Source organism: Micromonospora sp. NPDC047670 (assembly GCF_043204915.1).
Lineage (GTDB): Bacteria > Actinomycetota > Actinomycetes > Mycobacteriales > Micromonosporaceae > Micromonospora.
In genome coordinates this window covers 41107-62522 of sequence record NZ_JBIDDA010000023.1, presented here as the reverse complement: position 1 = coordinate 62522, position 21416 = coordinate 41107, and the positions used below count along the sequence as shown (strand labels likewise).

Genomic DNA, 21416 nt, shown 5'->3' with positions numbered 1-21416 from the left:
ACCCGCCCTCCCCATGCGGCGGTCTTGCACTTTCTGCCCGGATCTATGGGGCGAATCGCCCGTATCGGGGGCAGCAAGTGCAAGATCGGCAGGGCGAGGGTGGGGGTGAGGGGCGGGAAGGTGGGTGGGTTGGTCAGGTGAGGGTTCGGGTGACCTTTTCCGTCGCGGCGCGGGGCTCCACGCGGGACGGGTCGAGGTTGGCGCAGAGGACCGCGCTGGCGCCGGCCGCCAGCGGAGCGAGCAACCAGTCGACCGGGTCGGGGTACGCGGCCGTGTCGACCAGCACCCGGTCGCCGGCCGCGATGCCGAGCGCGCCCGCACGGGCGGCAGCGCGGGCCAGCAGTCCCGTGTCGTCCGGGCCGGCGGCGTACGGGGTGAAGTGGTCCCCGTGCGCGCGCACCACCGAGACGTAGTCGGCGAAGCCGGGCGGGACCTGCCGCATCGGCAGGGCGAACGGGTCGAGGGCGAGGACGTACCGCTCGCCGGCCGACCATGCCTCCGCCTCGGCGAGCCGGGCGGAGGCGGCGAAGAGCACGTCCACGTCGCCCGGCGTGTCGGCCACCCGCAGCCCGGCCGACCAGCAGCCGAGCAGCACCGCCGCGGTCTGCCAGTGGGGCGGGAGCAGCACCCCGGCGGTGTCGCCGGGACCGACGGCCACCTCGTCGACGAGCAGGTTGGCCGTCTTGGCCACCCAGTTCGCCAGTGTCGCGCCGGACAGCTCGGTCCGCTCGCCGGTCGCGTCGTCGTACCAGGTCAGCAGCGGTCGGGTCGGGTCGGTCGCGATCGCGTCGGCGAAGACCCGGGCAATGTTGTCGGCCATCGACGCGAACGATACGCCCCCACCGGCCGTACTCGATGACAACGACAAGTCGGCGTACCGTCGGGTCGCAGTCAGCGTCCGACCCGGGCCCCGGCGTAGGCTTTGCCCGGAGTGTTGTTTCCCACAGACCCGCCAGTTCAAGGAGTCGCCCCGTGACCGCCGGTCGCCCGCCCCGCGTGCTCATCGACGCCACGAGTGTCCCCGCCGACCGCGGCGGTGTCGGTCGATACGTCGACGGCCTGCTCGGCGCCCTCGGCAAGGTGTGCGGGTCGGGGGTGGAGCTGGCCGTGGTCAGCCTCCGCACCGACCTGGAGCGCTACACCCGGATGCTGCCCGGCGCGGAGATCATCCCCGCCCCGGCCGCCGTCGCGCACCGCCCCGCCCGACTCGCCTGGGAGCAGACCGGCCTGCCGCTGCTCGCCCAGCAGGTGGGCGCGCAGGTGCTGCACTCGCCCTTCTACACCTGCCCGCTGCGCGCCGGCTGCCCGGTCACGGTGACCGTGCACGACGCGACGTTCTTCACCGAGCCGGAGCACTACGACAAGTCCCGCCGCACGTTCTTCCGCAGCGCGATCAAGACCTCCCTGCGCCGCGCCGACCGGGTGATCGTGCCGAGCAAGGCGACCCGCGACGAGTTGATCCGGCTCCTCGACGCCGACCCGACGCGGATCGACGTCGCCTACCACGGGGTCGATCACGCCGCCTTCCACGCGCCCAGCGAGGAGGAGAAGGCCCGGGTCCGGGCCCGGCTGGGGCTCGGTGGCACCAGCTACGTCGCCTTCCTCGGTGCCAAGGAGCCCCGCAAGAACGTGCCCAACCTGATCCGCGGCTGGGCGCGGGCGGTGGGCGACCGGGAGAACCCGCCGGCACTGGTGGTCGCCGGCGGGCAGGGGCACGACGACGACATCGACCGCGCGGTGGCGGAGGTGCCGTCGCACCTGCGGCTGCTCCGCCCGGGCTACCTCCGCTACGCGGACCTGCCCGGCTTCCTCGGCGGGGCGCTGGTGGCCGCCTATCCGTCCTATGGCGAGGGTTTCGGCCTGCCGATCCTGGAGGCCATGGCGTGCGCCGCGCCGGTGCTCACCACGCCCCGGCTGTCGCTGCCGGAGGTGGGCGGCGACGCGGTCGCGTACACCAGCGAGGCCCCCGACCAGATCGCCGCCGACCTGGCGGCGTTGCTCGACGACGAGCAGCGGCGGTTGTCCCTGGCCAAGGCCGGTTTCGACCGGGCCAAGGAGTTCACCTGGGAGTCCAGCGCCGAGGTGCACATCGCGGCCTGGACCCGGGCCCGCGCCTGACGCCCGGACGGCGGGGCGGCAACCCGGCGTCCGGGCGGGCGGGGTTCGGGCATGATGTGCTGATGCTCTACGCCGTCATCCCGGCGGGCGGCAGCGGCACGAGGTTGTGGCCGCTGTCCCGTGCCGGCCACCCCAAGTTCCTCCACCCGCTGACCGGCTCCGCCGCCTCGCTGCTGCAGGCCACGGTCGAGCGGCTGGGCCCGCTGACCACGGCCGAACGCACCCTGGTGGTCACCGGCACCGCGCACGTCGCGGCGGTGGCGCGCCAGCTGGCCGGGCTGCCCGAGGAGAACATCCTGGTGGAGCCCTCGCCCCGGGACTCCTGCGCGGCGATCGCCCTGGCCGCCGCCGTCATCGCCCGGCGCGACTCGGAGGCGGTGATGGGCTCCTTCGCGGCCGACCACCTGATCGGCGACCCGGAGCGGTGGCGCGAGGTCGTCCGGGAGGCGGTACGCGGCGCCGAGCAGGGCCTGCTCATGACGGTCGGCATCACCCCCACCCGGGCGGAGACCGGCTACGGCTACCTCCAGACCGGCGACCCGGTCGACGGCGGCCCGCTGCGCCCGGTCGCCGAGTTCAAGGAGAAGCCGAGCGCGGAGGTGGCCGAGGCGTACCTGCGCTCCGGGCGGCACCTCTGGAACGCCAGCATGTTCGTCTGGCGGGTGGACGTCTTCCTCGCCGAACTGGCCCGCCAGCAGCCCGCCCTGCACGCCGGGATCGTCGCGATCGCCGAGGCGTGGGGCACCGAGGAGCAGGACGACGTGCTCGGCACGGTCTGGCCGACGCTGCCGAAGATCTCCGTCGACTACGCGGTGATGGAGGGCGCGGCGACCGCCGGGCGGGTGGCCACCGTGCCCGGCGACTTCGGCTGGAACGACGTCGGCGACTTCCACACCCTGGGCGAGGTGCTGCCGGCCGACTCCGACGGCAACGTGGTGCTCGGCGGCGACGCCAAGCCCGGCGTGCTGCTGCGGGACAGCTCGGGGCTGGTGGTGGTGCCGCACTCCGGGCGGCTGGTGGCCACCGTCGGCGTGCACGACCTGATCATCGTCGACACCCCGGACGCGCTGCTGGTCTGCCCGCGCGACCGGGCGCAGGACGTCAAGAAGATCGTCGACGAGCTCAAGGAACGGGGCGAAGAGGGGCTCGTCTGAGCGTCGCCAGGGCCGGGGCGACCAGGTGGGCCGTCCCGCCGGCCAGCGGCTGCGGCAGCCGGTCCGGCGGGAACCAGTCCAGCGCCTCGGACTCGTCGCTGACCCGGGCCGCCGCGCCGGGCGGGGCGAGGACGGCGAACCGGACGTCGTAGTGCAGGGAGCCGCCCTGGCAGCTCACCGGGTGGATGTCCACGTCGATCGGGACGGGGTCGATCCGCAGGCCCGCGATGCCGGACTCCTCGGCGGCCTCGCGCAGGGCGGCGCCGGCGAGCGTCCGGTCGGCCGGCTCGCAGTGCCCGCCGAGCTGCACCCACTTGCGGAACTTGCCGTGCAGGCAGAGCAGCACCCGCGACCCGGTGGCGTCGAGCACCAGCGCGCTCGCCGTGACGTGCCCGGGCCGGTGCGCCCGGCTCATCGCCACCGGCCCGGCGGCCAGCAGCCGCACCGTGCGGTCCCGGGCCTCGGCGGCGGCCGGGCCGGTCGGCTCCCACCGCTGAAGCGTGGCGACGGCGTCGGCGTGCAGCGCCGCGTACACCTCGGCGTCGGTCCGCGGAGACGTCCGGGGGTCGGCGGCGGTGGGGGAGTCGGGCATGCCGACACTGTACGAGCCGGCGGTTCGTACCCTGGCCGGGTGACCCTGCGACTGCTGGAATTCGTCGTGGCCGGCAACGAGGCCAGCGACCTGCTGCCGGTGCGCTCCACGGCGCTGCTGCGGGCGTACGGCGCCCGGCGCGGCTTCTGGACGGTGCTGGACGAGGGGCCGGTGGAGCGCTGCCTGGCCCTGCTGCTGGAGCGCGACGGCGGCTGGGTCGCCCACCACGTGACCGCCGACGCCGGCGCCGAGAACGGCCGCACGGAGGACGGCGAGGCGCTCGCCCACCACGACGGCTGGGTGTACGTCTTCGGCTCGCACTTCGGCTCGAAGGGCGGCCCGCTGCGCCCGCGACGCGCCTTCGTGGCCCGGTTCCGGGAGGACGACGCGGCGGGCGGCACGCTGCCGGTGCAGGTGGTGCGCAACCGGTTCCGGCTGCACCGGGCGGTCAACGACGCGCTGCTCAAGGCGGCGTTCACCCCGCTGCCGCCCGGCGAGCGGGTGCGGGCCCGGTTCATCGGGGAGACCGTCGCGCGCGGCACCGCCCGGTCGAAGGGCTGGGTCAGCCGGCTCGCCCCCGACGACCTGCCGCTGAACGTCGAGGCCGCCGCCTTCACGCCGGCCGGCACCGTCCTGCTCGGGCTGCGCTTTCCGGTCACCGTCGACGGCGAGCCGATCCTGGTCGAGCTGACGGGCGTGCCGGGCATGTTCGACCCGACGCCGAGCTGGCCGGAGGCGGCGGGCGCGTACGTCCTGACCGGGGTGACCCCGCCCGGCGCGCTCGCCGGCTTCCGGGCGATCACCCCGACCGGCGACGGCGGCTACGCGGCGGTCGTCGGGTCGATCGACGCGCTCGGCAAGGGCTCGGTGCTGCTCGACGACCATCCGACCGGCGGCGACGTCACCTCGCGGCACGTCCGCTTCCCCGCGCCCGGCGACGGGCATCTGGTCCCCGGCGAGATGGTGGCTGACCTGGCGCCGTTCCACCACGTCGAGGGGCTGGCCGAGCTGGACGGGCACAGCTTCTACGTCACCGACGAGGACCACCGCGTGGCGCTCTGGGTCGACTGAGCGCGGGACGCCGACGGGCGGGTGTTGGCGGCCGCGTGGACGAGCGGGCGGCAGCAGCGGGCCGGGCGGCGGCAGTCGGGCCGACCGGAGGGGCGGGCCGACGACCGGACGGCACCTCTGCGGAGCGGGCCCGCAGACCCTCGTGGTGCCGCCCGGTCGCCGGTCTTCCCCATCCCCCTGGGGCCCCCGGCTCGCGGACGCGTCGCCGACGTGCCCGCCCCCGTGCGGGCTCTGGAAGCATGCCGAACCCCTGCCGGGGACGTCGAGGTTTTTCAGCTCAGGCTTAAAGACGGAGATAAGTGCCGTCCGGGTAGGCTGCAACGGTCAACCGGCACCCCCCTGCCGGGCGACACGGGAGCGCTCCATGCTGAAGATCTATTTCTCCGCCGAGGACATCCTCCGGACCCGGGTGGCTCCGGCGGCGGACCCGGTGTGGGAACTGGTCCTCAGCCTGCACCTGCTGCCGGACCGTCGGGACCCGCTGCTGGCGGGCTGGCGGCGCAGCGTGACGCGGGGGCTGCGCCAGGGCAGGGGCTCCGCCGGGCTGCGGCTGCTCCTGGCGCTCAACCCGCCCCGCGGCTACTTCCCCGACTTCCTCACCCCCTACGAGAGCGTGTCCGGGTTCGAGGCCGGCATGGAGGCCGTCCGGGGCACCCCCGTGTCGCTGCTGCAACGCGACCTGACCCTGCTCGCCACCGGCAACACCCTGCCCACCGCGGCCGGCGCGCTGGCGCGGGGCGAGCCGGGCACGCTGCACGACCTGACCGACGCGATGGAGCAGTACCGCGACCTGGCGATCGGCCCGTACTGGGCGCGGATCCAGGCCGCCGTGGAGGCCGACCGCGCCCGGCGGGCGCGGGCGCTGCTCGACGGCGGGGTGGAGGGGCTGCTGGCCAGCCTGCGGCCCGCCATGCACTGGGAGTCCGGGGTGCTCCAGGTGCGCGGCTACCCGCTCAGCCGCGAGCTGCACCTGGACGGGCGCGGCCTGCTGCTGGTGCCGTCGTTCTTCTGCGCGGCCACGCCGGTCGCCCTGCTCGACCCGGCGCTGCCGCCGGTCCTCGTCTACCCGGTGGACCGGCTGGGCGGCCTGCTGCCGGCGTCCGGCGAGGGCGCCGGGCCGGGCACGCCGGACACCGGGCGGGAGGCGCTGGCCGCGCTGCTCGGCCGCACCCGGGCCGCCGTGCTGGCGGTCAGCGACGACGGCTGCACCACCGGGGAGGTGGCCCGCCGGCTGAACATCTCGCCGGCCGCCGCCAGCCAGCACACCACCGTGCTGCGCAACGCCGGCCTCCTGGTCAGCCACCGCGACCGCAACACCGTGCTGCACACCCTCACCCCGCTGGGGCGGGCCATGCTCAACTCCTGAGCACCGGTCCCCGCCAGCGTGCCGGGAAGCCGGCGGACCGGCGGGCCGGCACGTTGGCGGGGGCCGGCGGGGCGGCGGGAGCGGATCCGCCGTCCGCAGCCGGGCCGGCGGGAGCGGATCCGCGCCGTCAGAGGGCCAGGCAGGCGGCCGCCGGGCTGCCGGCCGGCGGCGGCAGCGGGAGCGAGGCGACGCCCTCCGCCGCCAGCGCGCTGCGCAGCCGGTGCAGGTCGGCGCCGAAGCGGACCAGATCGGCCGGGTCGGCCGGAGAACCGAGCACCAGCGCCGTCGCGTCCGCCGGCCAGCCGGGCACGGCGGCGACCAGCCCGGCGCGTACGGCCTCGTCGGTGACCAGGGCGAACTCCGTGCCGGGCGCGACCACGTCGGCGACCGCGGCGATCGCCCGCCGCACCGCGTCCGGGTCGGGCGGGGTGGGGTTGGCGGCGTCCGGCAGGGTGGCGGCGGCGGCCAGCCCGGCGGCCTTCGCCTCGGCGGTGCCCAGCGAGAACAGGTCCATCGCGGCGTCCCGGACCAGCGTCGCCGCGCCGGCGCCGTCGTCGGGCCGGGGCGCGCTGAGGTAGCCGCGCACCACCGCGACGGGCATCTGGTCGCACTTGCCCTTGATCAGCTCGCCCGCGCCGGCCAGCTCGTCCACGACCGCCATCTGGGTGAGCTGGAGCTCGTTGCCGTACGGGTCGACCTCGCCCCGGTGGTCGCGGATCGCGTCCATGCCGGCGACGCCGAGCGCCACGTCGGTGAGCCCGTTGCGCCAGGGCCGGCCCATCGTGTCACTGATGATCACCGCGACGTCGACGTGGTAGCGGTCGCGCAGGGCGGCGCGCAGCGCCCGGGCCGAGGCGTCCGGATCCTCGGGGAGCAGCACCAGCCGGGTCTTGTCGACGTTCGAGGCGTCGATCCCGGCCGAGGCCATCACGAAACCGTGGTGCGTCTGCACGATGCGGGTCGCGCCCCGGGTCGCCACCACCCGCGCCGTCTCGGCGGCCAGCACCTCGTCGCGGGCGGCAAGCCGCTCCGGCCCGTCCGCCGGGACGTCCACCAGCCGCCCCTCCGCCTTCGAGACGATCTTGCTGGTCACCACCAGCACGTCGCCGTCGCGCAGCCAGGGCGCGGCCGTGGCGATCAGGGCGGCGAGGTCGTCGCCCTCGGACACGTGGCCGATGCCCGGCACCGGCAGGATCTCCAGCCTCACGTCAGCTCCAGCGCGGCGCGGACCATCGCCGCCGTCGCCGCCTCGTCGGTCATCAGCAGGGGCGCCGCGCGCACCGTCACCTCCGGCACCAGGGCGCCGGCATCCTCCTCGGCGACCAGCCAGCCGTCGAGCAGCCCGCCGGCCGCCCGGCCGCCGTAGAGGCGGCCCACGCCGGCCGCGCTGCACTCGACCCCGAGCACCTCCAGGCAGCGGTCCGCCATGCCGCGTACCGGAGCGCCGCCGATGATCGGCGACACGCCGACCACCGGGGCGGCGCCGTCGGCGACCGCCTCGCGCAGCCCCGGCACCGCCAGGATCGGGGCGATGCTCACCACCGGGTTGCTCGGCGCGATCAGCACCACGTCGGCTCCGGCGATCGCCTCGACCACGCCGGGGGCCGGCTTCGCGGTCTCCGCGCCGACGAAGACGAACCGGTGGGTGGGGATGTTCCCGCGGTGGCGCACCCACCACTCCTGGAAGTGGATCGCCCGCTGACCGCCGTCCGGCGCGGCCGCGCCGTCCGCGACCCCGGATCCCGCGGGCTCACCGCCCCCGCTCACCACGACGTGCGTCTCCAGCCGGTCGTCGGTCGCCGGCAGCAGGCGTACGCCCGGCTGCCAGCGGGTGGCGAGCGCCTCGGTGACGGCGTGCAGCGGGTAACCGGCGTTGACCATGGTGGTGCGCACCAGGTGGGTGGCGATGTCCTTGTCGCCGAGCCCGAACCAGGTCGGCTCCGCGCCGTAGGCGGCCAGTTCCTGCTTGACCGTCCAGCTCTCGCCGACGCGACCCCAGCCCCGCTCCGGGTCGGCGCCGCCACCCAGCGTGTACATGACGCTGTCCAGGTCGGGGCAGACCTTGAGCCCGTGCAGGAGCAGGTCGTCACCGACGTTGACCACGGCGGTCACCTCGGCGCCGACCTCGCGGGCGTACGCCCGGACGCCGAGCAGGAAGCGGGCGCCCCCGATGCCGCCCGTCAGAACCACGATGCGCATGTCGACATCCTCGCGCACGGGCCGCCTCCGATCCGCCCGCGGCCGGGGAGACTAGGCTCACGTCGGCAACTGTCCGCTTTCGCCCCGAGGGGGAATTCCGTGACCAGCCCCGCCGAGCCCGCGCCCACCGACGGGACGCAGGCCAGCCAACTGACCAAGCCGCTGCGGGAACTCGCCGCGTTCGTGCTCCTCGGCGCGAACGCCGTGTTCCTCTTCGTCGGCCTGATCCGGTTGCTGACGCCGGCTCAGTACACGACCTTCGCCGGCCGGGCGGGCAGCGCCTTCTTCGCCTTCGTCGGCCTGGAGGCCGTCGTCCTGCCGGTGCTGGCCGTGCTGCTCGCCACGCACGTGCGGCCCCCCGCGGCCAGGGCGAAACTGATCACCCAGGTGGCGCTCGCCGAGTACGCGCTCAGCGCCCTGTTCGGCGTGCTGACCCTCCTCATCTGGACCGTCGACCGGCTGGCCGAGGGCGAGATCCTCGACTCCTTCCTGGGCCTGCTGACCCGGGTGGCCTGGCTGGCGCTCCTCGCGCTCGCCGGGTTCGTCGTCTTCAAGATCTGGCGCACCCTGTACCACGTCCCCAAGCCGAAGCCCCAGCCCGGCGTGTACGGCCAGCCGCAGCCCGGCTGGCCGCAGCAGGGCGGCTACCCGGGTCAGCCGGGCCAGCCGGGTCAGCCGGTTCCCGGTCAGCCGGGCGCCTGGCCCGCCTCCGGCCCGTACGGCGCCCCGTACGGCCAGCAGCCCGCGCCGTTCGGCGGCCCGCAGCAGACCCCGCCGTTCAACCCGGCGCCGCCGTCGGGCCCGCCGGCCAACGCCGCGCCGCAGTCCGCACCCCCGTTCGGGTCGCCCAGCGCCGCGCCGTTCGGGCCGCCGCCCTCGGCCGACCCGACCCAGGCGATCCCGCGCCAGTCCGTCGAGCCGACCCAGGCCATCCCGCGCCCCACCGACGGCGAGTCCGACCGCACCCAGCACATCAACCCGGGCGACAACCCCGACGCGCCCCGCTGACCGCGCGGCACCACCCGCACCCGAGCGCCCCGCACGGTCCCGTGCGGGGCGCTCGCCCGTCCGGCCCGCCCCGGCGTGGTGCGCTTGTTCACGGTGTGGGCCGGGCGGGCGGGGCGGGACCGGTGAGCGCTTAGGCTGGGCGGATGGTTGATCGCACCGAGCCCGGTCCGAGTGACGCGAGCGTGCGGCGGGCGCTGCGCCGGGCCGCGACCGGGCGGGCGCTCGACGCCGACGAGGCCACCGCGCTGCTGAGCACCCGGGGCGGGGCGCTGGACGACCTGCTCGCCGTCGCCGGCGCCGTCCGTGACGCCGGGCTGCGCGAGGCCGGGCGGCCGGGCGTGGTCACGTACTCGAAGAAGGTTTTCATCCCCCTGACCCGGCTGTGCCGGGACCGCTGCCACTACTGCACCTTCGCCACGGTGCCGCACCGGCTGCCGGCGGCCTTCCTCGACCGCGACGAGGTCCTCGCGATCGCGCGGGCGGGGGCGGCCCAGGGCTGCAAGGAGGCCCTGTTCACGCTCGGCGACCGGCCGGAGGAGCGTTGGCCGGCGGCCCGGCGGTGGCTGGACGAGCGCGGCTACGACTCCACCCTGGACTATCTGCGCGCCTGCGCGGTGGCGGTGCTGGAGGAGACCGGGCTGCTGCCCCACCTGAACCCGGGCGTGCTGTCCTGGTCGGAGCTGCAACGGCTCAAGCCCGTCGCGCCCAGCATGGGGATGATGCTGGAGACCACGGCGACGCGGCTGTGGTCGGAGCCGGGCGGCCCGCACTTCGGCTCACCGGACAAGGAGCCGGCGGTCCGGCTGCGGGTGCTCGACGACGCGGGCCGGGTCGGGGTGCCGTTCACCACCGGCATCCTGATCGGCATCGGCGAGACCCTCGCCGAGCGGGTCGACGCGATCTTCGCGATCCGCCGCGCCCACCGCGAGTACGGCCACCTCCAGGAGGTGATCGTGCAGAACTTCCGCGCGAAGCCGGACACGGCGATGCGTGGGATGCCCGACGCCGAGCTGCACGACCTGGCCGCCACGGTGGCGGTGGCCCGGGTGCTGCTGGGCCCGAAGGCCCGCATCCAGGCTCCGCCGAACCTCATCGAGGGCGAGTACGACCTCCTGCTGCGCGCCGGCATCGACGACTGGGGCGGGGTCTCCCCGCTGACCCCGGACCACGTCAACCCCGAGCGCCCCTGGCCGCAGATCGACGAGCTGGCCCGGCACACGGAGAAGTCCGGGTTCACCCTGCGCGAGCGGCTGACGATCTACCCCGAGTACGTGCGGGCCGGCGACCCGTGGCTCGATCCGCGCCTGCTGCCGCACGTCAGCGCGCTGGCCGACCCCGCGACGGGGCTGGCCGTCGAGGACGCCCGGCCGGTGGGTCGTCCCTGGCAGGAGCCCGACGAGACGTACGGCGGCCGGACCGACCTGCACGCCACCATCGACACCACCGGGCGCACCGGCGACCGGCGCGGCGACTTCGACCACGTCTACGGCGACTGGTCCGAGGTGGCGACCAGGGTCAGCGCCGGCGGCGGGGCGGGGACCGACCGCGACCTGCGGGCCGGGCTGCGGCTGGCGGCCGACGACCCCGCGGCGCTGCTCGACCCGCGGCACGCCGACGCGGCGCTGGCGCTGTTCGCCGCCGACGGGCCGGCGCTGGAGGAGCTGTGCCGGCTCGCCGACGACGTGCGTCGGGCGGCGGTCGGCGACGACGTCACCTACGTCGTCAACCGCAACATCAACTTCAGCAACGTCTGCTACGTCGGCTGCCGGTTCTGCGCCTTCGCGCAGCGGGAGCGGGACGCCGACGCGTACCGGCTCTCCGTGGAGCAGGTCGCCGACCGGGCCGAGGAGGCGTGGGCGGCCGGCGCCAGCGAGGTCTGCCTCCAGGGCGGCATCGACCCGAAGCTGCCGGTGACCGTCTACGCCGACCTGGTGCGGGCGATCAAGGCGCGGGTGCCGGGGATGCACGTGCACGCGTTCTCGCCGATGGAGATCGTCACCGCCGCCGCCAAGGCCGGGGTGCCGGTGCGGGAGTGGCTGACCGGGCTCCGCGAGGCCGGGCTGGACACCATCCCGGGCACCGCCGCGGAGATCCTCGACGACGACGTGCGCTGGGTGCTCACGAAGGGCAAGCTGCCGGCCGCCGCCTGGGTCGACGTGGTCAGCACGGCCCACGAGCTGGGCATCCGGTCCAGCTCCACGATGATGTACGGCCACGTGGACCACCCCGCGCAGTGGCTCGCGCACTTCCGGGTGCTGGCCGGCGTGCAGGACCGCACCGGCGGGTTCACCGAGTTCGTGGCGCTGCCGTTCGTGCACACCAACGCCCCGATCTACCTGGCCGGCATCGCCCGCCCGGGGCCGACGTGGCGGGAGAACCGGGTGGTGCACGCGATGGCCCGGCTGCTGCTGCACGGCCGGATCGACAACATCCAGTGCTCCTGGGTGAAGCTCGGCGACGAGGGGACGGCGGCGATGCTCCGGGGCGGCTGCAACGACCTCGGCGGCACCCTGATGGAGGAGACGATCTCCCGGATGGCCGGCTCCGGCAACGGCTCGGCGCGTACCGAGGAGCAGTTGGTCGCCATCGCGGCGGCCGCCGGGCGGCCGGCCCGCAGGCGCACGACCGCGTACGGTCACCCCCGGCCGTAGGGTCGAACCTTTCCCCGCCGCCGGCCGTACCAGTGGACGCCGGCGGCGGTCGCGGGGCGCCGTCCGGATCGAGGTGCGCGACCGCGCCCTGGCCGACCGGCTGCGGCGCGCCGCCGAGCGCTGACCCACCCGCCGCCACGCCCCGGCGCCGGCTTCCGGCGCCCGGCCGAGCCTCGATTCCCATTTCGCGCAGTGAGGTTGGTCCGTCATGTCTTCCCACCGCGAGGCGCCGGATGACGGGCGGGCCGACGTCACCTACCGGTTCGAATTCACCACCGAGATCACGAATCCGAACAGTTTTCTCTACAGCACCGGCCCGATCGACTCGCTGGACGGCGGGAACTGGAACCGGCGGCAGTTCTACAGCCTGACCCGGATCGAAGACGGCCGGGAACACCGGCTCGCGCACAAGTTGCAGTGCCCGCCCTGCAACGTCGGCCCGCTCTCCACCCCGACGTACGCGGACCTCGTGCGCCAGGCCACGTACACGCTCTCGACGGGGGAGCGGGTCTTCGCCGGGCAGCGGGCCGACGGCTTCTTCGTCGACCTCGGCGCGACCTTCGACCTCGGCACCCTGCGGCCGTTCCAGCAGTTGCACGTGGCCGGCAAGCGGGTCTTCAGGGTCGAGGGGGAGCCGGTCAACGCCACGGACCGGATGAACGTGCACAGCATCGCGGTCCAGGTGCCGCTGGCCAGGGTGCGCCGCCGGGCGAACCGGTACGGCGTAGCCGACCGGGCCTCGGTCGTCGGCGTGTGGACGTCGGCCTCCCGCCGGCAGGTGCGGGTACGCGGCGAGCGCGGGGCCGCGGACACCGTCGCCGGGCCGTTCGCGCAGGTCTCCCGGCTGGGCAACCCGCTGTTCGCCGTTCCTCCCCAACCTTCCCCTGTCTGGGTACGCCGTACGACGGCTTCGGCAACCCGCCGGCGTCGTCCTCACTGATCGGGAGCGGACATGCGTGGGCACCCGCACACTCACGGGCCGTCGGAGACGGGCAGCGTGGTCCTCGATCTGGGCGGCGACACGGACGCCCTGATCATCTACACCGGACGGGACCAGCACGGCCGGGAGATCGAGGTCAGCCGGGACGGCGAGCCCCGTACGCACTCGGCGGTCCGGGAGCGTCGGGTCCGGGACGGCACCTTCCACAGTGCCGTCTACCCCGATCTGCCGGCCGGTGTCTATACCGTCTGGTGGGACGATCAGAGGCCGGCCGGCAGGGTGGCGGTGACCGGCGGGGTGATCGTCGAATTCGCCTGGCCGACCAGCGCTGCTCCGGGTCGCGGCTGAGCCGGCCGGCGACGTCGACCGCAGCGCCCTGTCCAACATGTGGACGGGGCACTGCCGGTCGTTCCGCGCTCGACGGGCGGTCGGCGCGAACTCGGGTTAACCTGTGCCCCGCCAAGATCAACGATCGTGGTGGGTGGTCTCTCGGGGGTCTCCACCGGCCTGTCCGGTCGGGCCGGCGGGGAAGCGCCACGGGAGAAAACTCGGGCAACTCGCCGGAGAGGGCGTTACTCGGCCGGGGTCTGAATCGATAGGGCAGGTTGCGAGGCCGGGCGGCCGGGTGGCCGTCCGGAGTGTTGTCGGGAGGGCGACTCCATTATCAAGTTCGGCTTGACGGCGCACGCATTACACGCGTGTAATTTGAATGGGGTTGTTCGCGCGGAACGCAACAAATCGGGACCGGACGGACACGCGCGCCTTTCGCGTGGGGGGTTGCAGCGGCGATGACGCCGGTGCGCGACAAGGAGGCATTTGATGGACGGCCAGCTTGAGGTGGCCGACCTGCTCGGAAACGCGCCGGAGTGGCAGGAGCGGGCGCTCTGCTCGCAGACCGACCCGGAGGCGTTCTTCCCCGAGAAGGGCGGCTCGACCCGCGAGGCGAAGCGAATCTGCTCGCGTTGCGAGGTCAAGACCGAATGCCTCGAATACGCTCTCGGGCACGACGAGCGGTTCGGGATCTGGGGTGGGCTCTCGGAACGGGAGCGGCGCAAGCTCAAGCGGCGGGCCGCCTGAGCGGTGCCGGGCCGGGGCGGTGGGGGCCGCCCGGCTCAGGCGCAGTGGGACCGGTCGCCGTTCGCGGCGGCATCCGGCGCGTGGCTCAGGCCAACTCGTCCGGATCGACCCCGAGCAGGTTGGCCACCTGCTCGATGATCACGTCGTGCACGAGATCCGCGAGATCCTCGCGGTCCATGGCGCGGAACTCCAGCGGCCGGCGGTAGAGCACGATCCGCGGGGGCACCTCCTGCCGGCCAGGCCGACCGGGCAGCAGCCGGGCGAGCGGCACCTCGCCGTCCTCCAGCACGTCGGAGTCGTAGACGTTGAGGTCCGGCGGGACGTCCTCCACCGCGAACTCGACCCCGGCCAACTCCTTGGCGAACCGCCGTTCCAGGGTCTCGACGGTGTCCAGCACCAGGTCGTCGAAGATCTCCGCCTTGGTCCGCGCGAGCGGCACCGTCGCCGGCACCAGCCGCCCGCGCAGACCGCGTCCGTGCCGGTCGCGGTGGGCGCGCCGGCTGGGGCCGGGGCGGCGGTGTTCCGGACTCGTCATGAGGGACAGGTTAGCTCCCGTACCGACCTGGCCTGCGGCAGCGCCGCGGGTGCGGCGCGGCGCGGGCCGGAACGGGCCGAATTGTGATCACCGCGACGGGCGTGTCGCAACGCGAAGCGGTGCGCCGGACCCGGTAATGGAGATACCCTGCCGCCGTGAGGTCACCACGGCGCTGCTCCCGTAACGGCTGCCCCCGGCAAGCGGTCGCCACGCTGACCTATGTCTACAACGAGTCGACAGCCGTGGTGGGGCCGCTTGCCGCCTTCGCCGAGCCACACACCTACGACCTCTGCGAGCCGCACGCCCGCAGCCTGACCGCGCCGCGCGGCTGGGACGTCGTCCGGCACGAGGGGGAGTTCGAGCCCCCGCCGCCCACCACCGACGACCTGGTCGCCCTCGCCGAGGCCGTCCGCGAGGCCGCCCGCCCGGTTACCCCCCGCCCGCCCGAGGGCGACGAGAACCTCAACCCGGCCCCCCAGACGGGCCGCCGCGGCCACCTCCGCGTCATTCCCCCCAGCCACTGACCGCCGAGCGGGTCCGGCCGGGCCGATCGCGCGCCGCGGGGCGCGCGGCCGACCCGGCCGGATGGGCGGAAGGGGTTACAGGCGCGTCCACGCCTCGGTGAGCACGGCCCGCAGGATCTGCTCGATCTCGTCGAACTGCTGCTGCTCGGCGATCAGCGGCGGGGCGAGCTGCACGACGGGGTCGCCCCGGTCGTCGGCGCGGCAGTAGAGCCCGGCGGAGAAGAGTGCGGTGGACAGGAAGCCGCGCAGCAGCCGCTCGGACTCGGCCTCGTCGAAGGTCGCCCGGGTGGCCTTGTCCTTGACCAGCTCGATGCCGTAGAAGTAGCCGTCGCCGCGCACGTCGCCGACGATCGGCAGGTCGTGCAGCTTCTCCAGGGTGGAGCGGAAGGCGGCCTCGTTGGCCCGGACGTGCCCGACGAGGTCCTCGCGGGCGAAGACCTCCAGGTTGGCCAGGGCCACCGCGCAGGAGACCGGGTGGCCGCCGAAGGTCACCCCGTGGGCGAACATGCCGGTCTCGGTGAGGAACGGCTCCATCAGCCGGTCGCTGGCGATCATCGCGCCGAGCGGGGCGTAGCCGGAGGTGATGCCCTTGGCGGTGGTGATGATGTCGGGCTGGTACCCGTACCGGACGGCGCCGAAGTATTCGCCGAGCCGACCCCAGGAGCAGATCACCTCGTCGGAGACGAGCAGCACGTCGTACGCGTCGCAGATCTGCCGGACCCGCTCGAAGTAGCCGGGCGGCGGCGGGAAGCAGCCGCCGGAGTTCTGCACCGGCTCCAGGAACACCGCCGCGACCGTGTCCGGTCCCTCCCGCTCGATGGCCCGGCCGATCTCCTCGGCGGCCCACCGCCCGAACGCCTCGGGGGAGTCGCCGTGCTCCGGGGCGCGGTAGAAGTTGGTGTTCGGCACCTTGATGCCGCCGGGCACCAGCGGCTCGAAGTCGCTCTTGATGCCGGGCAGCCCGGTGATCGACAGCGCCCCCATCGAGGTGCCGTGGTAGGCGATGTAGCGGCTGACGACCTTGTGCTTGTTCGGCTTGCCGGTGCGCTTGAAGTAGGCCCGGGCCAGTTTCCAGGCCGCCTCGACGGCCTCCGACCCGCCCGTGGTGAAGAAGACCCGGTTCAGGTCGCCGGGCGTGAGCGCGGCGATCCTCTCGGCCAGCTCGACGGCCTTGGGGTGCGCGTACGACCAGAGCGGGAAGTATGCCAGCTCGCCCGCCTGCTTGGCGGCGGCCTCGGCCAGCTCGGTGCGCCCGTGGCCGGCGTTGACGACGAAGAGCCCGGCGAGCCCGTCCAGGTAGCGGCGGCCCTGGGCGTCCCAGACGTACGCGCCCTCGCCGCGCACGATGGTCGGCACCTCGCCGGCGGAGTAGCTCGCCATCCGGGTGAAGTGCATCCAGAGGTGGTCGGTGGCGTTGGCCATGTCAGCCCCATCGGGTCTCGGGCCGGTCAGGGGTGACACCGGCCGCTCTGCCCACGGTTATCCCACAGTCCGGCCGACGAAAGCAAGTGGGATCGGTGGCATGTGGGCTCTCTGGCAACGGAATCAGCGAGCGGCTGACCAGCAAGCAACGGAATCCGTACCGACGGTTCGCAGTCGACCGGCGTCCGTCCGCGGTGTCCACGGGGCGCCCCGCGCGCCCTGTCGAGCTGAATCGTTTGCGACATCGCGCCGGGCCCGAGCATCGCGGGCGCCGACGGCGTTGAATCGTCTACGACATCAGCTCGACAGGCGTGGGCGAGGGTGTGCGGCCCGTCCTCCGCGATCGGCCGGGACGGTCAGCGAGCCGCCGTCGCCCTCCCCCGCGCGGCGACCGGTCGGCGACCGCGCGGTCATGGCGGGTCAGCTGGCCCACCTGCTGGCGGTCGCCGAGCAGGAGCACGTGCAGGTGCGGGTGATCCCGGCCGAGGTGCCCTGGCACACCGGGCTCGCCGGGCCGTTCGTCCTGATCCGCCTGCCCGACGGCGTCGAGGCGGCCTATGTGGACAGCCAACTGCGCGGTCGGGCGCGCCGGCTGAGTTCGACCGGCCTCTGGAGCCGGTCGGCGGGCTCCGGCCCGGTCAGGCGGTGCCCCAGGTGTACGTCTGCTTGCGCAGCTTGAGGTAGACGAACGCCTCGGTGGAGAGCACGCCCTCGACCGCCCGCAGCCGCTGGAGGATCTCCAGCAGGTGGTCGTCGTTGCGGCAGACCACCTCGGTCAGCAGGTCGAACGAGCCCGCCGTGATCACCACGTAGTCGACCTCGTCCAGCTCGGCGAGTCGGTCGGCCACAGCCTCCAGGTCCCCGTCGGTGCGCAGGCCGATCATGGCCTGGCGGGGGAAGCCGAGCTGGAGGGGGTCGGTCACGGCGACGATCTGCATCACCCCGGCGTCGAGCAGCCGCTGCACCCGCTGGCGCACCGCCGCCTCCGAGAGCCCGACCGCCTTGCCGATTGTCGCGTACGGTCGGCGGCCGTCCTCCTGGAGCTGCTCGATGATCTGCTTCGCCACGTCGTCGAGCAGTGCGTGGCTGGCACCCTCACGGACGGTGACCCTTCGTCCGCCGTTGCCGTTGTCGTGCTGCCGGTTCGTCATCGACCGCTCCCCATGTCCGTTCCCGGGCTGAGCCTAGTGCCCCCGGCAGTCTGGCGTATTTCGTCGTCCAGAGCTATTCCCGCAACGGAATCCCTTGTAAGGGAGGTCACCTCATGTCAGGATCAGTCGTCCACCGCACCTGACCCTCCCGCCGGCGCGCCACCCCCGTCCCGCCGCCGACGATGACCCCCTTAGGAGTCGTCACATGCGAACTCCCTTTCGGCCCCTCACCCGGCGTGGACTGCTGACCGGCACCCTCGGCTCGGCCGCGCTGCTCGCCGCGGGCGGCTCGCTGGCGGGCTGCGGCACCAAGGCCGCCACCCAGACCGAGGCGGGCTGCGTCAGCGAGGACCTGTCCGGCACCGAGAAGAAGCTCGTCTTCTCCAACTGGCCGCAGTACATGGACGTGGACGAGAAGGACGAGTCCAAGCGGCCGACCCTCGACGCGTTCATCGCCAAGAGCGGCATCCAGGTCACCTACACCGAGGACGTCAACGACAACAACGAGTTCTTCGGCAAGGTGCAGAACCAGCTCGCGGGCTGTCAGGGCACCGGCCGGGACATCATGGTCCTCACCGACTGGATGGCGGCGCGGATGATCCGCCTCGGCTGGATCCAGAAGCTCGACAAGTCGAAGCTGCCCAACGTCGAGGCCAACCTGCTGCCGTCGCTGCGCAACCGCTCCTTCGACCCGGAGAACCAGCTCGCCATCCCGTGGCAGTCCGGCCTGGCCGGGCTCGCCTACAACGGCAAGGTGACCAAGGAGATCCGCACCGTCGACGAGCTGCTCACCCGCCCCGACCTCAAGGGCAAGGTGACCGCGCTGTCCGAGATGCGCGACACCATGGGCCTGCTGCTCCAGTCCAACGGCCACGACCCGGCGAACTTCACCGCCCCGCAGTTCGACGACGCGCTCAACAAGCTCAAGAAGGCCGTCGACTCCGGCCAGATCCGCCGGTTCACCGGCAACGACTACGCGCCCGACCTCGCCAAGGGCGACATCGCCGCGTGCATCGGCTGGTCCGGCGACGTGATCCAGCTCGGCTTCGAGGACGACAAGGTCCGGTTCGTGGTGCCCGAGTCCGGCGTGATGCTCTGGTCGGACAACGTCCTGGTGCCGAACAAGGCCACCCACAAGGGCAACGCCGAACAGCTCATCAACCACTACTACGAGCCCGCGGTCGCCGCGAAGCTCGCCGCGTTCGTGAACTACATCTGCCCGGTCCAGGGCGCCAAGGCCGAGATGGAGAAGATCGACCCGGAGCTGGCCGCCAACCCGCTGATCTTCCCCGACGAGGCCATGCTGGCGAAGTCCAAGGTCTTCATGGCGCTGGACGAGAAGCAGGAACGCGAGTACGAGGGCAAGTTCCAGCAGGTCATCGGGGCGTGATCGGGATGGGCGGGACGACCTCGGGAAGCGCGACACCGGCCGGCGACCTGCGGCTGGCCAACCTCACCAAGCGGTTCGGCATCTTCACCGCGGTGGACGACCTCAGCCTGACCATCCCGCAGGGCTCGTTCTTCGCCCTGCTCGGCGCGTCCGGCTGCGGCAAGACCACCACGCTGCGGATGATCGCCGGCCTGGAGGAGCCGACCAGCGGGCAGGTGCTGCTCGGCGACCGGGACATCGCCCGGCTGCGGCCGTACAGGCGGCCGGTGAACACGGTGTTCCAGAGCTACGCGCTCTTCCCGCACCTCGACGTCTTCGAGAACGTGGCCTTCGGCCTGCGCCGGCGCGGCTTCCGCTCGGTCGACGACGAGGTCATGGGCATGCTCGCGCTGGTGCAGCTCGACGACTTCGGGCACCGCCGTCCCGCCCAGCTCTCCGGTGGGCAGCAGCAGCGGGTCGCGCTGGCCCGGGCCCTGGTCAACCGCCCGCAGGTGCTGCTGCTGGACGAGCCGCTCGGCGCGCTCGACCTGAAGCTGCGCCGGCAGATGCAGATCGAGCTCAAGCGGATCCAGACCGAGGTCGGCATCACGTTCGTACACGTCACCCACGACCAGGAGGAGGCCATGACGATGGCCGACACGGTCGCGGTGATGAACGCCGGCAGGATCGAGCAGCTCGGCGCGCCCGCCGACATCTACGAGTTTCCGGCCACCGCGTTCGTGGCGAACTTCCTCGGCCAGTCCAACCTGCTCGCCGGCGAGGCCGCCGGCGCGGGCGGCGGCGAGGTGGCGGTCTCGGTGCACGGCGGTCGCTTCTCGCTGCCCGCCGGCCGGGCCCGGGTCGACCGGGGGCCGGTCCACCTCGGCGTACGCCCGGAAAAGCTGCACCTGGTCGACTCCGCCGACCAGGTCCCCGCCGGCTGCCAGCACGTCACCGGGGTGGTCACCGACGCCTCCTACGTCGGCGTCAGCACCCAGTACCTGCTGCGCACCGGCTGGGGCAGCGAGCTGTCGGTCTTCGTGGCCAACAGCGGCGCGACCGGCCCGCTGTCCGTGGGGGCCGAGGCCGTGGCCTACTGGGACCCTCGGCACGCCTTTCTGCTGCCCCGAAAGCCCGGCGAGCACGACCGGACCACGCCGGTGCTCGACGAGCCGGTGGGTGCGCCCTCGTGAGCGGGCGGAGCGAGCGAACCGGCCAGCCCGGTGCGGCGGCGCCTCGGGGCGGCGAGCGGGGCGAGGCGGCGGCATGAGCGTCCTCGCGCACGTGCCCACCGGGTCGGGGCATCCGACGCCGCCCCCGCCGGCCCGCCGGTCCGGCCGGCACCGGTTCCTGCCGTACCTGCTCCTGCTGCCCGGCGCGGCCTGGCTGTTCCTCTTCTTCGCGGTGCCGCTGTTCCAACTCGCCGCCGCCAGCCTGTACGACCCCGCCGGATCGCTCGCCACCGGGTACGCGCTGACCTGGGCCGTCGGCAACTACCCGGACGCGCTCGCGGCGTACTGGCCGCAGTTCACCCGCTCCTTCGTCTATGCCGGCATCGCGCTGGTGCTGGCGCTGCTGATGGGCTACCCGCTGGCGTACGCGATCGCGCAGAAGGCCGGCCGGTGGAAGAACCTGCTGCTGGTCTGCGTGGTCGCGCCGATGTTCACCAGCTTCTTGGTGCGCACGCTGGCCTGGAAGACCATCCTGTCGGACAACGGCTGGCTCGTCGGGCTGCTGCGCGACGTGCACCTGCTCGCCCCCGACGGCCGGCTGCTGGCGACCCCGGTCGCGGTGGTGCTCGGCCTGACGTACAACTTCCTGCCCTTCCTGGTGCTGCCGCTGTACGCGAGCCTGGAGCGGCTCGACCCCCGGCTGCTGGAGGCGGCGAGCGACCTCTACGCCAGCCCGCTGCGGGTGTTCCGCCGGGTCACCCTGCCGCTGTCCATGCCCGGCCTGGTCGCCGGCACGCTGCTGTTCTTCATCCCGGCCAGCGGCGACTACATCAACGCCGAGCTGCTCGGCACCCCCAACGAGTACATGATCGGCAACGTCATCGACTCGGCGTTCCTGGTCCGGCTCGACTACCCGCAGGGCGCGGCGCTGTCCTTCCTGCTGATGGCGGCGATCCTCGCGGTCGTCTTCGGCTACCTGCGCCGGGCCGGCACGGACGAGGTGTTGTGATGGGCGCGAGGAGTGCCGCGAGGCGCAGCCCCGCGGTCGCGAACGAAGGGCGGCGCCG

General features: G+C 73.7%; 21 protein-coding genes. 14 read left to right on the top strand and 7 right to left on the bottom strand.

The genetic code is table 11. The features are described from left to right. Window positions 1-133 precede the first annotated feature (133 nt). Window positions 134-820: a TIGR03089 family protein gene (locus ACGF7U_RS30880; protein WP_393112735.1), complete on the bottom strand. Its 687-nt coding sequence runs from the start codon at window positions 818-820 to the stop codon at window positions 134-136. 152 nt (window positions 821-972) lie between these two features. On the opposite strand from ACGF7U_RS30880, the gene ACGF7U_RS30875 reads away from it, so the two are divergent. Both ACGF7U_RS30875 and ACGF7U_RS30870 read left to right on the top strand, forming a co-directional pair. Next, the gene (locus ACGF7U_RS30875) at window positions 973-2118 is read left to right on the top strand and encodes a glycosyltransferase family 4 protein (protein ID WP_393112733.1); all 1146 of its coding nucleotides are present in this window, start codon (window positions 973-975) and stop codon (window positions 2116-2118) included. A gap of 62 nt (window positions 2119-2180) precedes the next feature. Then, window positions 2181-3272 (top strand): mannose-1-phosphate guanylyltransferase, encoded by a 1092-nt coding sequence (locus tag ACGF7U_RS30870; RefSeq protein WP_393112732.1) that lies wholly within the window; start codon window positions 2181-2183, stop codon window positions 3270-3272. Here the strand turns inward: ACGF7U_RS30870 and ACGF7U_RS30865 are convergent. Beyond that, window positions 3241-3864 carry an NUDIX hydrolase gene (locus ACGF7U_RS30865; protein ID WP_393112730.1) on the bottom strand — a complete coding sequence of 208 codons (624 nt, stop codon included), beginning with the start codon at window positions 3862-3864 and terminating at the stop codon, window positions 3241-3243. The genes ACGF7U_RS30870 and ACGF7U_RS30865 overlap by 32 nt on opposite strands. Window positions 3865-3903: 39 nt before the next feature. On the opposite strand from ACGF7U_RS30865, the gene ACGF7U_RS30860 reads away from it, so the two are divergent. Next, a complete protein-coding gene (locus ACGF7U_RS30860; protein WP_393112728.1) occupies window positions 3904-4935 on the top strand; it encodes a hypothetical protein in 1032 nt (343 codons plus the stop codon). A 364-nt stretch (window positions 4936-5299) separates the two neighbouring features. Next, window positions 5300-6301 (top strand): transcriptional regulator, encoded by a 1002-nt coding sequence (locus ACGF7U_RS30855; protein ID WP_393112726.1) that lies wholly within the window; start codon window positions 5300-5302, stop codon window positions 6299-6301. A 127-nt stretch (window positions 6302-6428) separates the two neighbouring features. On the opposite strand, the gene ACGF7U_RS30850 is transcribed toward ACGF7U_RS30855, so the two are convergent. Together ACGF7U_RS30850 and cofD are read right to left on the bottom strand one after the other, a co-directional pair. Then, on the bottom strand, window positions 6429-7508 hold the full coding sequence (locus tag ACGF7U_RS30850; RefSeq protein WP_393112724.1) for a coenzyme F420-0:L-glutamate ligase: 1080 nt from the start codon (window positions 7506-7508) through the stop codon (window positions 6429-6431). Further along, entirely contained in the window at window positions 7505-8500 is a 996-nt protein-coding gene (gene cofD, locus ACGF7U_RS30845) for a 2-phospho-L-lactate transferase (RefSeq protein WP_393112722.1), read from the bottom strand. Before cofD ends, ACGF7U_RS30850 begins: the two co-directional genes overlap by 4 nt. A gap of 99 nt (window positions 8501-8599) precedes the next feature. Here cofD and ACGF7U_RS30840 point away from each other — a divergent pair, with 99 nt between their 5' ends. The 5 genes from ACGF7U_RS30840 (at window position 8600) to ACGF7U_RS30820 (ending at window position 14176) form a co-directional block, all read left to right on the top strand. Continuing rightward, window positions 8600-9508, top strand: a complete 909-nt coding sequence (locus ACGF7U_RS30840; protein WP_393112720.1) for a hypothetical protein — start codon at window positions 8600-8602, stop codon at window positions 9506-9508. Between the two features lie 143 nt (window positions 9509-9651). After that, on the top strand, window positions 9652-12159 hold the full coding sequence (locus ACGF7U_RS30835; protein ID WP_393112718.1) for a bifunctional FO biosynthesis protein CofGH: 2508 nt from the start codon (window positions 9652-9654) through the stop codon (window positions 12157-12159). Window positions 12160-12367: 208 nt separating this feature from the next. Next, window positions 12368-13099 carry a DUF4331 domain-containing protein gene (locus ACGF7U_RS30830; RefSeq protein WP_393112716.1) on the top strand — a complete coding sequence of 244 codons (732 nt, stop codon included), beginning with the start codon at window positions 12368-12370 and terminating at the stop codon, window positions 13097-13099. A gap of 12 nt (window positions 13100-13111) precedes the next feature. After that, the gene (locus ACGF7U_RS30825; RefSeq protein WP_393112714.1) at window positions 13112-13447 is read left to right on the top strand and encodes a phospholipase; all 336 of its coding nucleotides are present in this window, start codon (window positions 13112-13114) and stop codon (window positions 13445-13447) included. A 471-nt stretch (window positions 13448-13918) separates the two neighbouring features. After that, window positions 13919-14176: a WhiB family transcriptional regulator gene (locus ACGF7U_RS30820; protein WP_007455784.1), complete on the top strand. Its 258-nt coding sequence runs from the start codon at window positions 13919-13921 to the stop codon at window positions 14174-14176. Window positions 14177-14261: 85 nt separating this feature from the next. On the opposite strand, the gene ACGF7U_RS30815 is transcribed toward ACGF7U_RS30820, so the two are convergent. Next, window positions 14262-14711 carry a metallopeptidase family protein gene (locus tag ACGF7U_RS30815; RefSeq protein WP_393112712.1) on the bottom strand — a complete coding sequence of 150 codons (450 nt, stop codon included), beginning with the start codon at window positions 14709-14711 and terminating at the stop codon, window positions 14262-14264. 155 nt (window positions 14712-14866) lie between these two features. On the opposite strand from ACGF7U_RS30815, the gene ACGF7U_RS30810 reads away from it, so the two are divergent. After that, complete coding sequence (locus ACGF7U_RS30810; protein WP_393112710.1) at window positions 14867-15235, top strand: DUF3499 domain-containing protein; 369 nt, start codon at window positions 14867-14869, stop codon at window positions 15233-15235. Window positions 15236-15310: 75 nt separating this feature from the next. Here the strand turns inward: ACGF7U_RS30810 and ACGF7U_RS30805 are convergent, their stop codons facing one another. After that, on the bottom strand, window positions 15311-16657 hold the full coding sequence (locus ACGF7U_RS30805) for an aspartate aminotransferase family protein (RefSeq protein ID WP_393112708.1): 1347 nt from the start codon (window positions 16655-16657) through the stop codon (window positions 15311-15313). Between ACGF7U_RS30805 and ACGF7U_RS30800 the strand changes: the two genes are divergently transcribed. Further along, on the top strand, window positions 16656-17336 hold the full coding sequence (locus ACGF7U_RS30800; protein ID WP_393112755.1) for a Scr1 family TA system antitoxin-like transcriptional regulator: 681 nt from the start codon (window positions 16656-16658) through the stop codon (window positions 17334-17336). The two genes, ACGF7U_RS30805 and ACGF7U_RS30800, sit on opposite strands and share 2 nt — an antisense overlap. Here ACGF7U_RS30800 and ACGF7U_RS30795 read toward each other — a convergent pair. Further along, a complete protein-coding gene (locus ACGF7U_RS30795) occupies window positions 17296-17808 on the bottom strand; it encodes an Lrp/AsnC family transcriptional regulator (protein WP_393112706.1) in 513 nt (170 codons plus the stop codon). The genes ACGF7U_RS30800 and ACGF7U_RS30795 overlap by 41 nt on opposite strands. A 205-nt stretch (window positions 17809-18013) precedes the next feature. On the opposite strand from ACGF7U_RS30795, the gene ACGF7U_RS30790 reads away from it, so the two are divergent. The 3 genes from ACGF7U_RS30790 (at window position 18014) to ACGF7U_RS30780 (ending at window position 21358) form a co-directional block, all read left to right on the top strand. Next, window positions 18014-19198, top strand: a complete 1185-nt coding sequence (locus ACGF7U_RS30790) for an extracellular solute-binding protein (RefSeq protein ID WP_393112704.1) — start codon at window positions 18014-18016, stop codon at window positions 19196-19198. 5 nt (window positions 19199-19203) lie between these two features. Beyond that, a complete protein-coding gene (locus ACGF7U_RS30785; protein ID WP_393112702.1) occupies window positions 19204-20370 on the top strand; it encodes an ABC transporter ATP-binding protein in 1167 nt (388 codons plus the stop codon). 73 nt (window positions 20371-20443) lie between these two features. After that, entirely contained in the window at window positions 20444-21358 is a 915-nt protein-coding gene (locus ACGF7U_RS30780; protein ID WP_393112700.1) for an ABC transporter permease, read from the top strand. The last annotated feature ends 58 nt before the right edge of the window (window positions 21359-21416 follow it).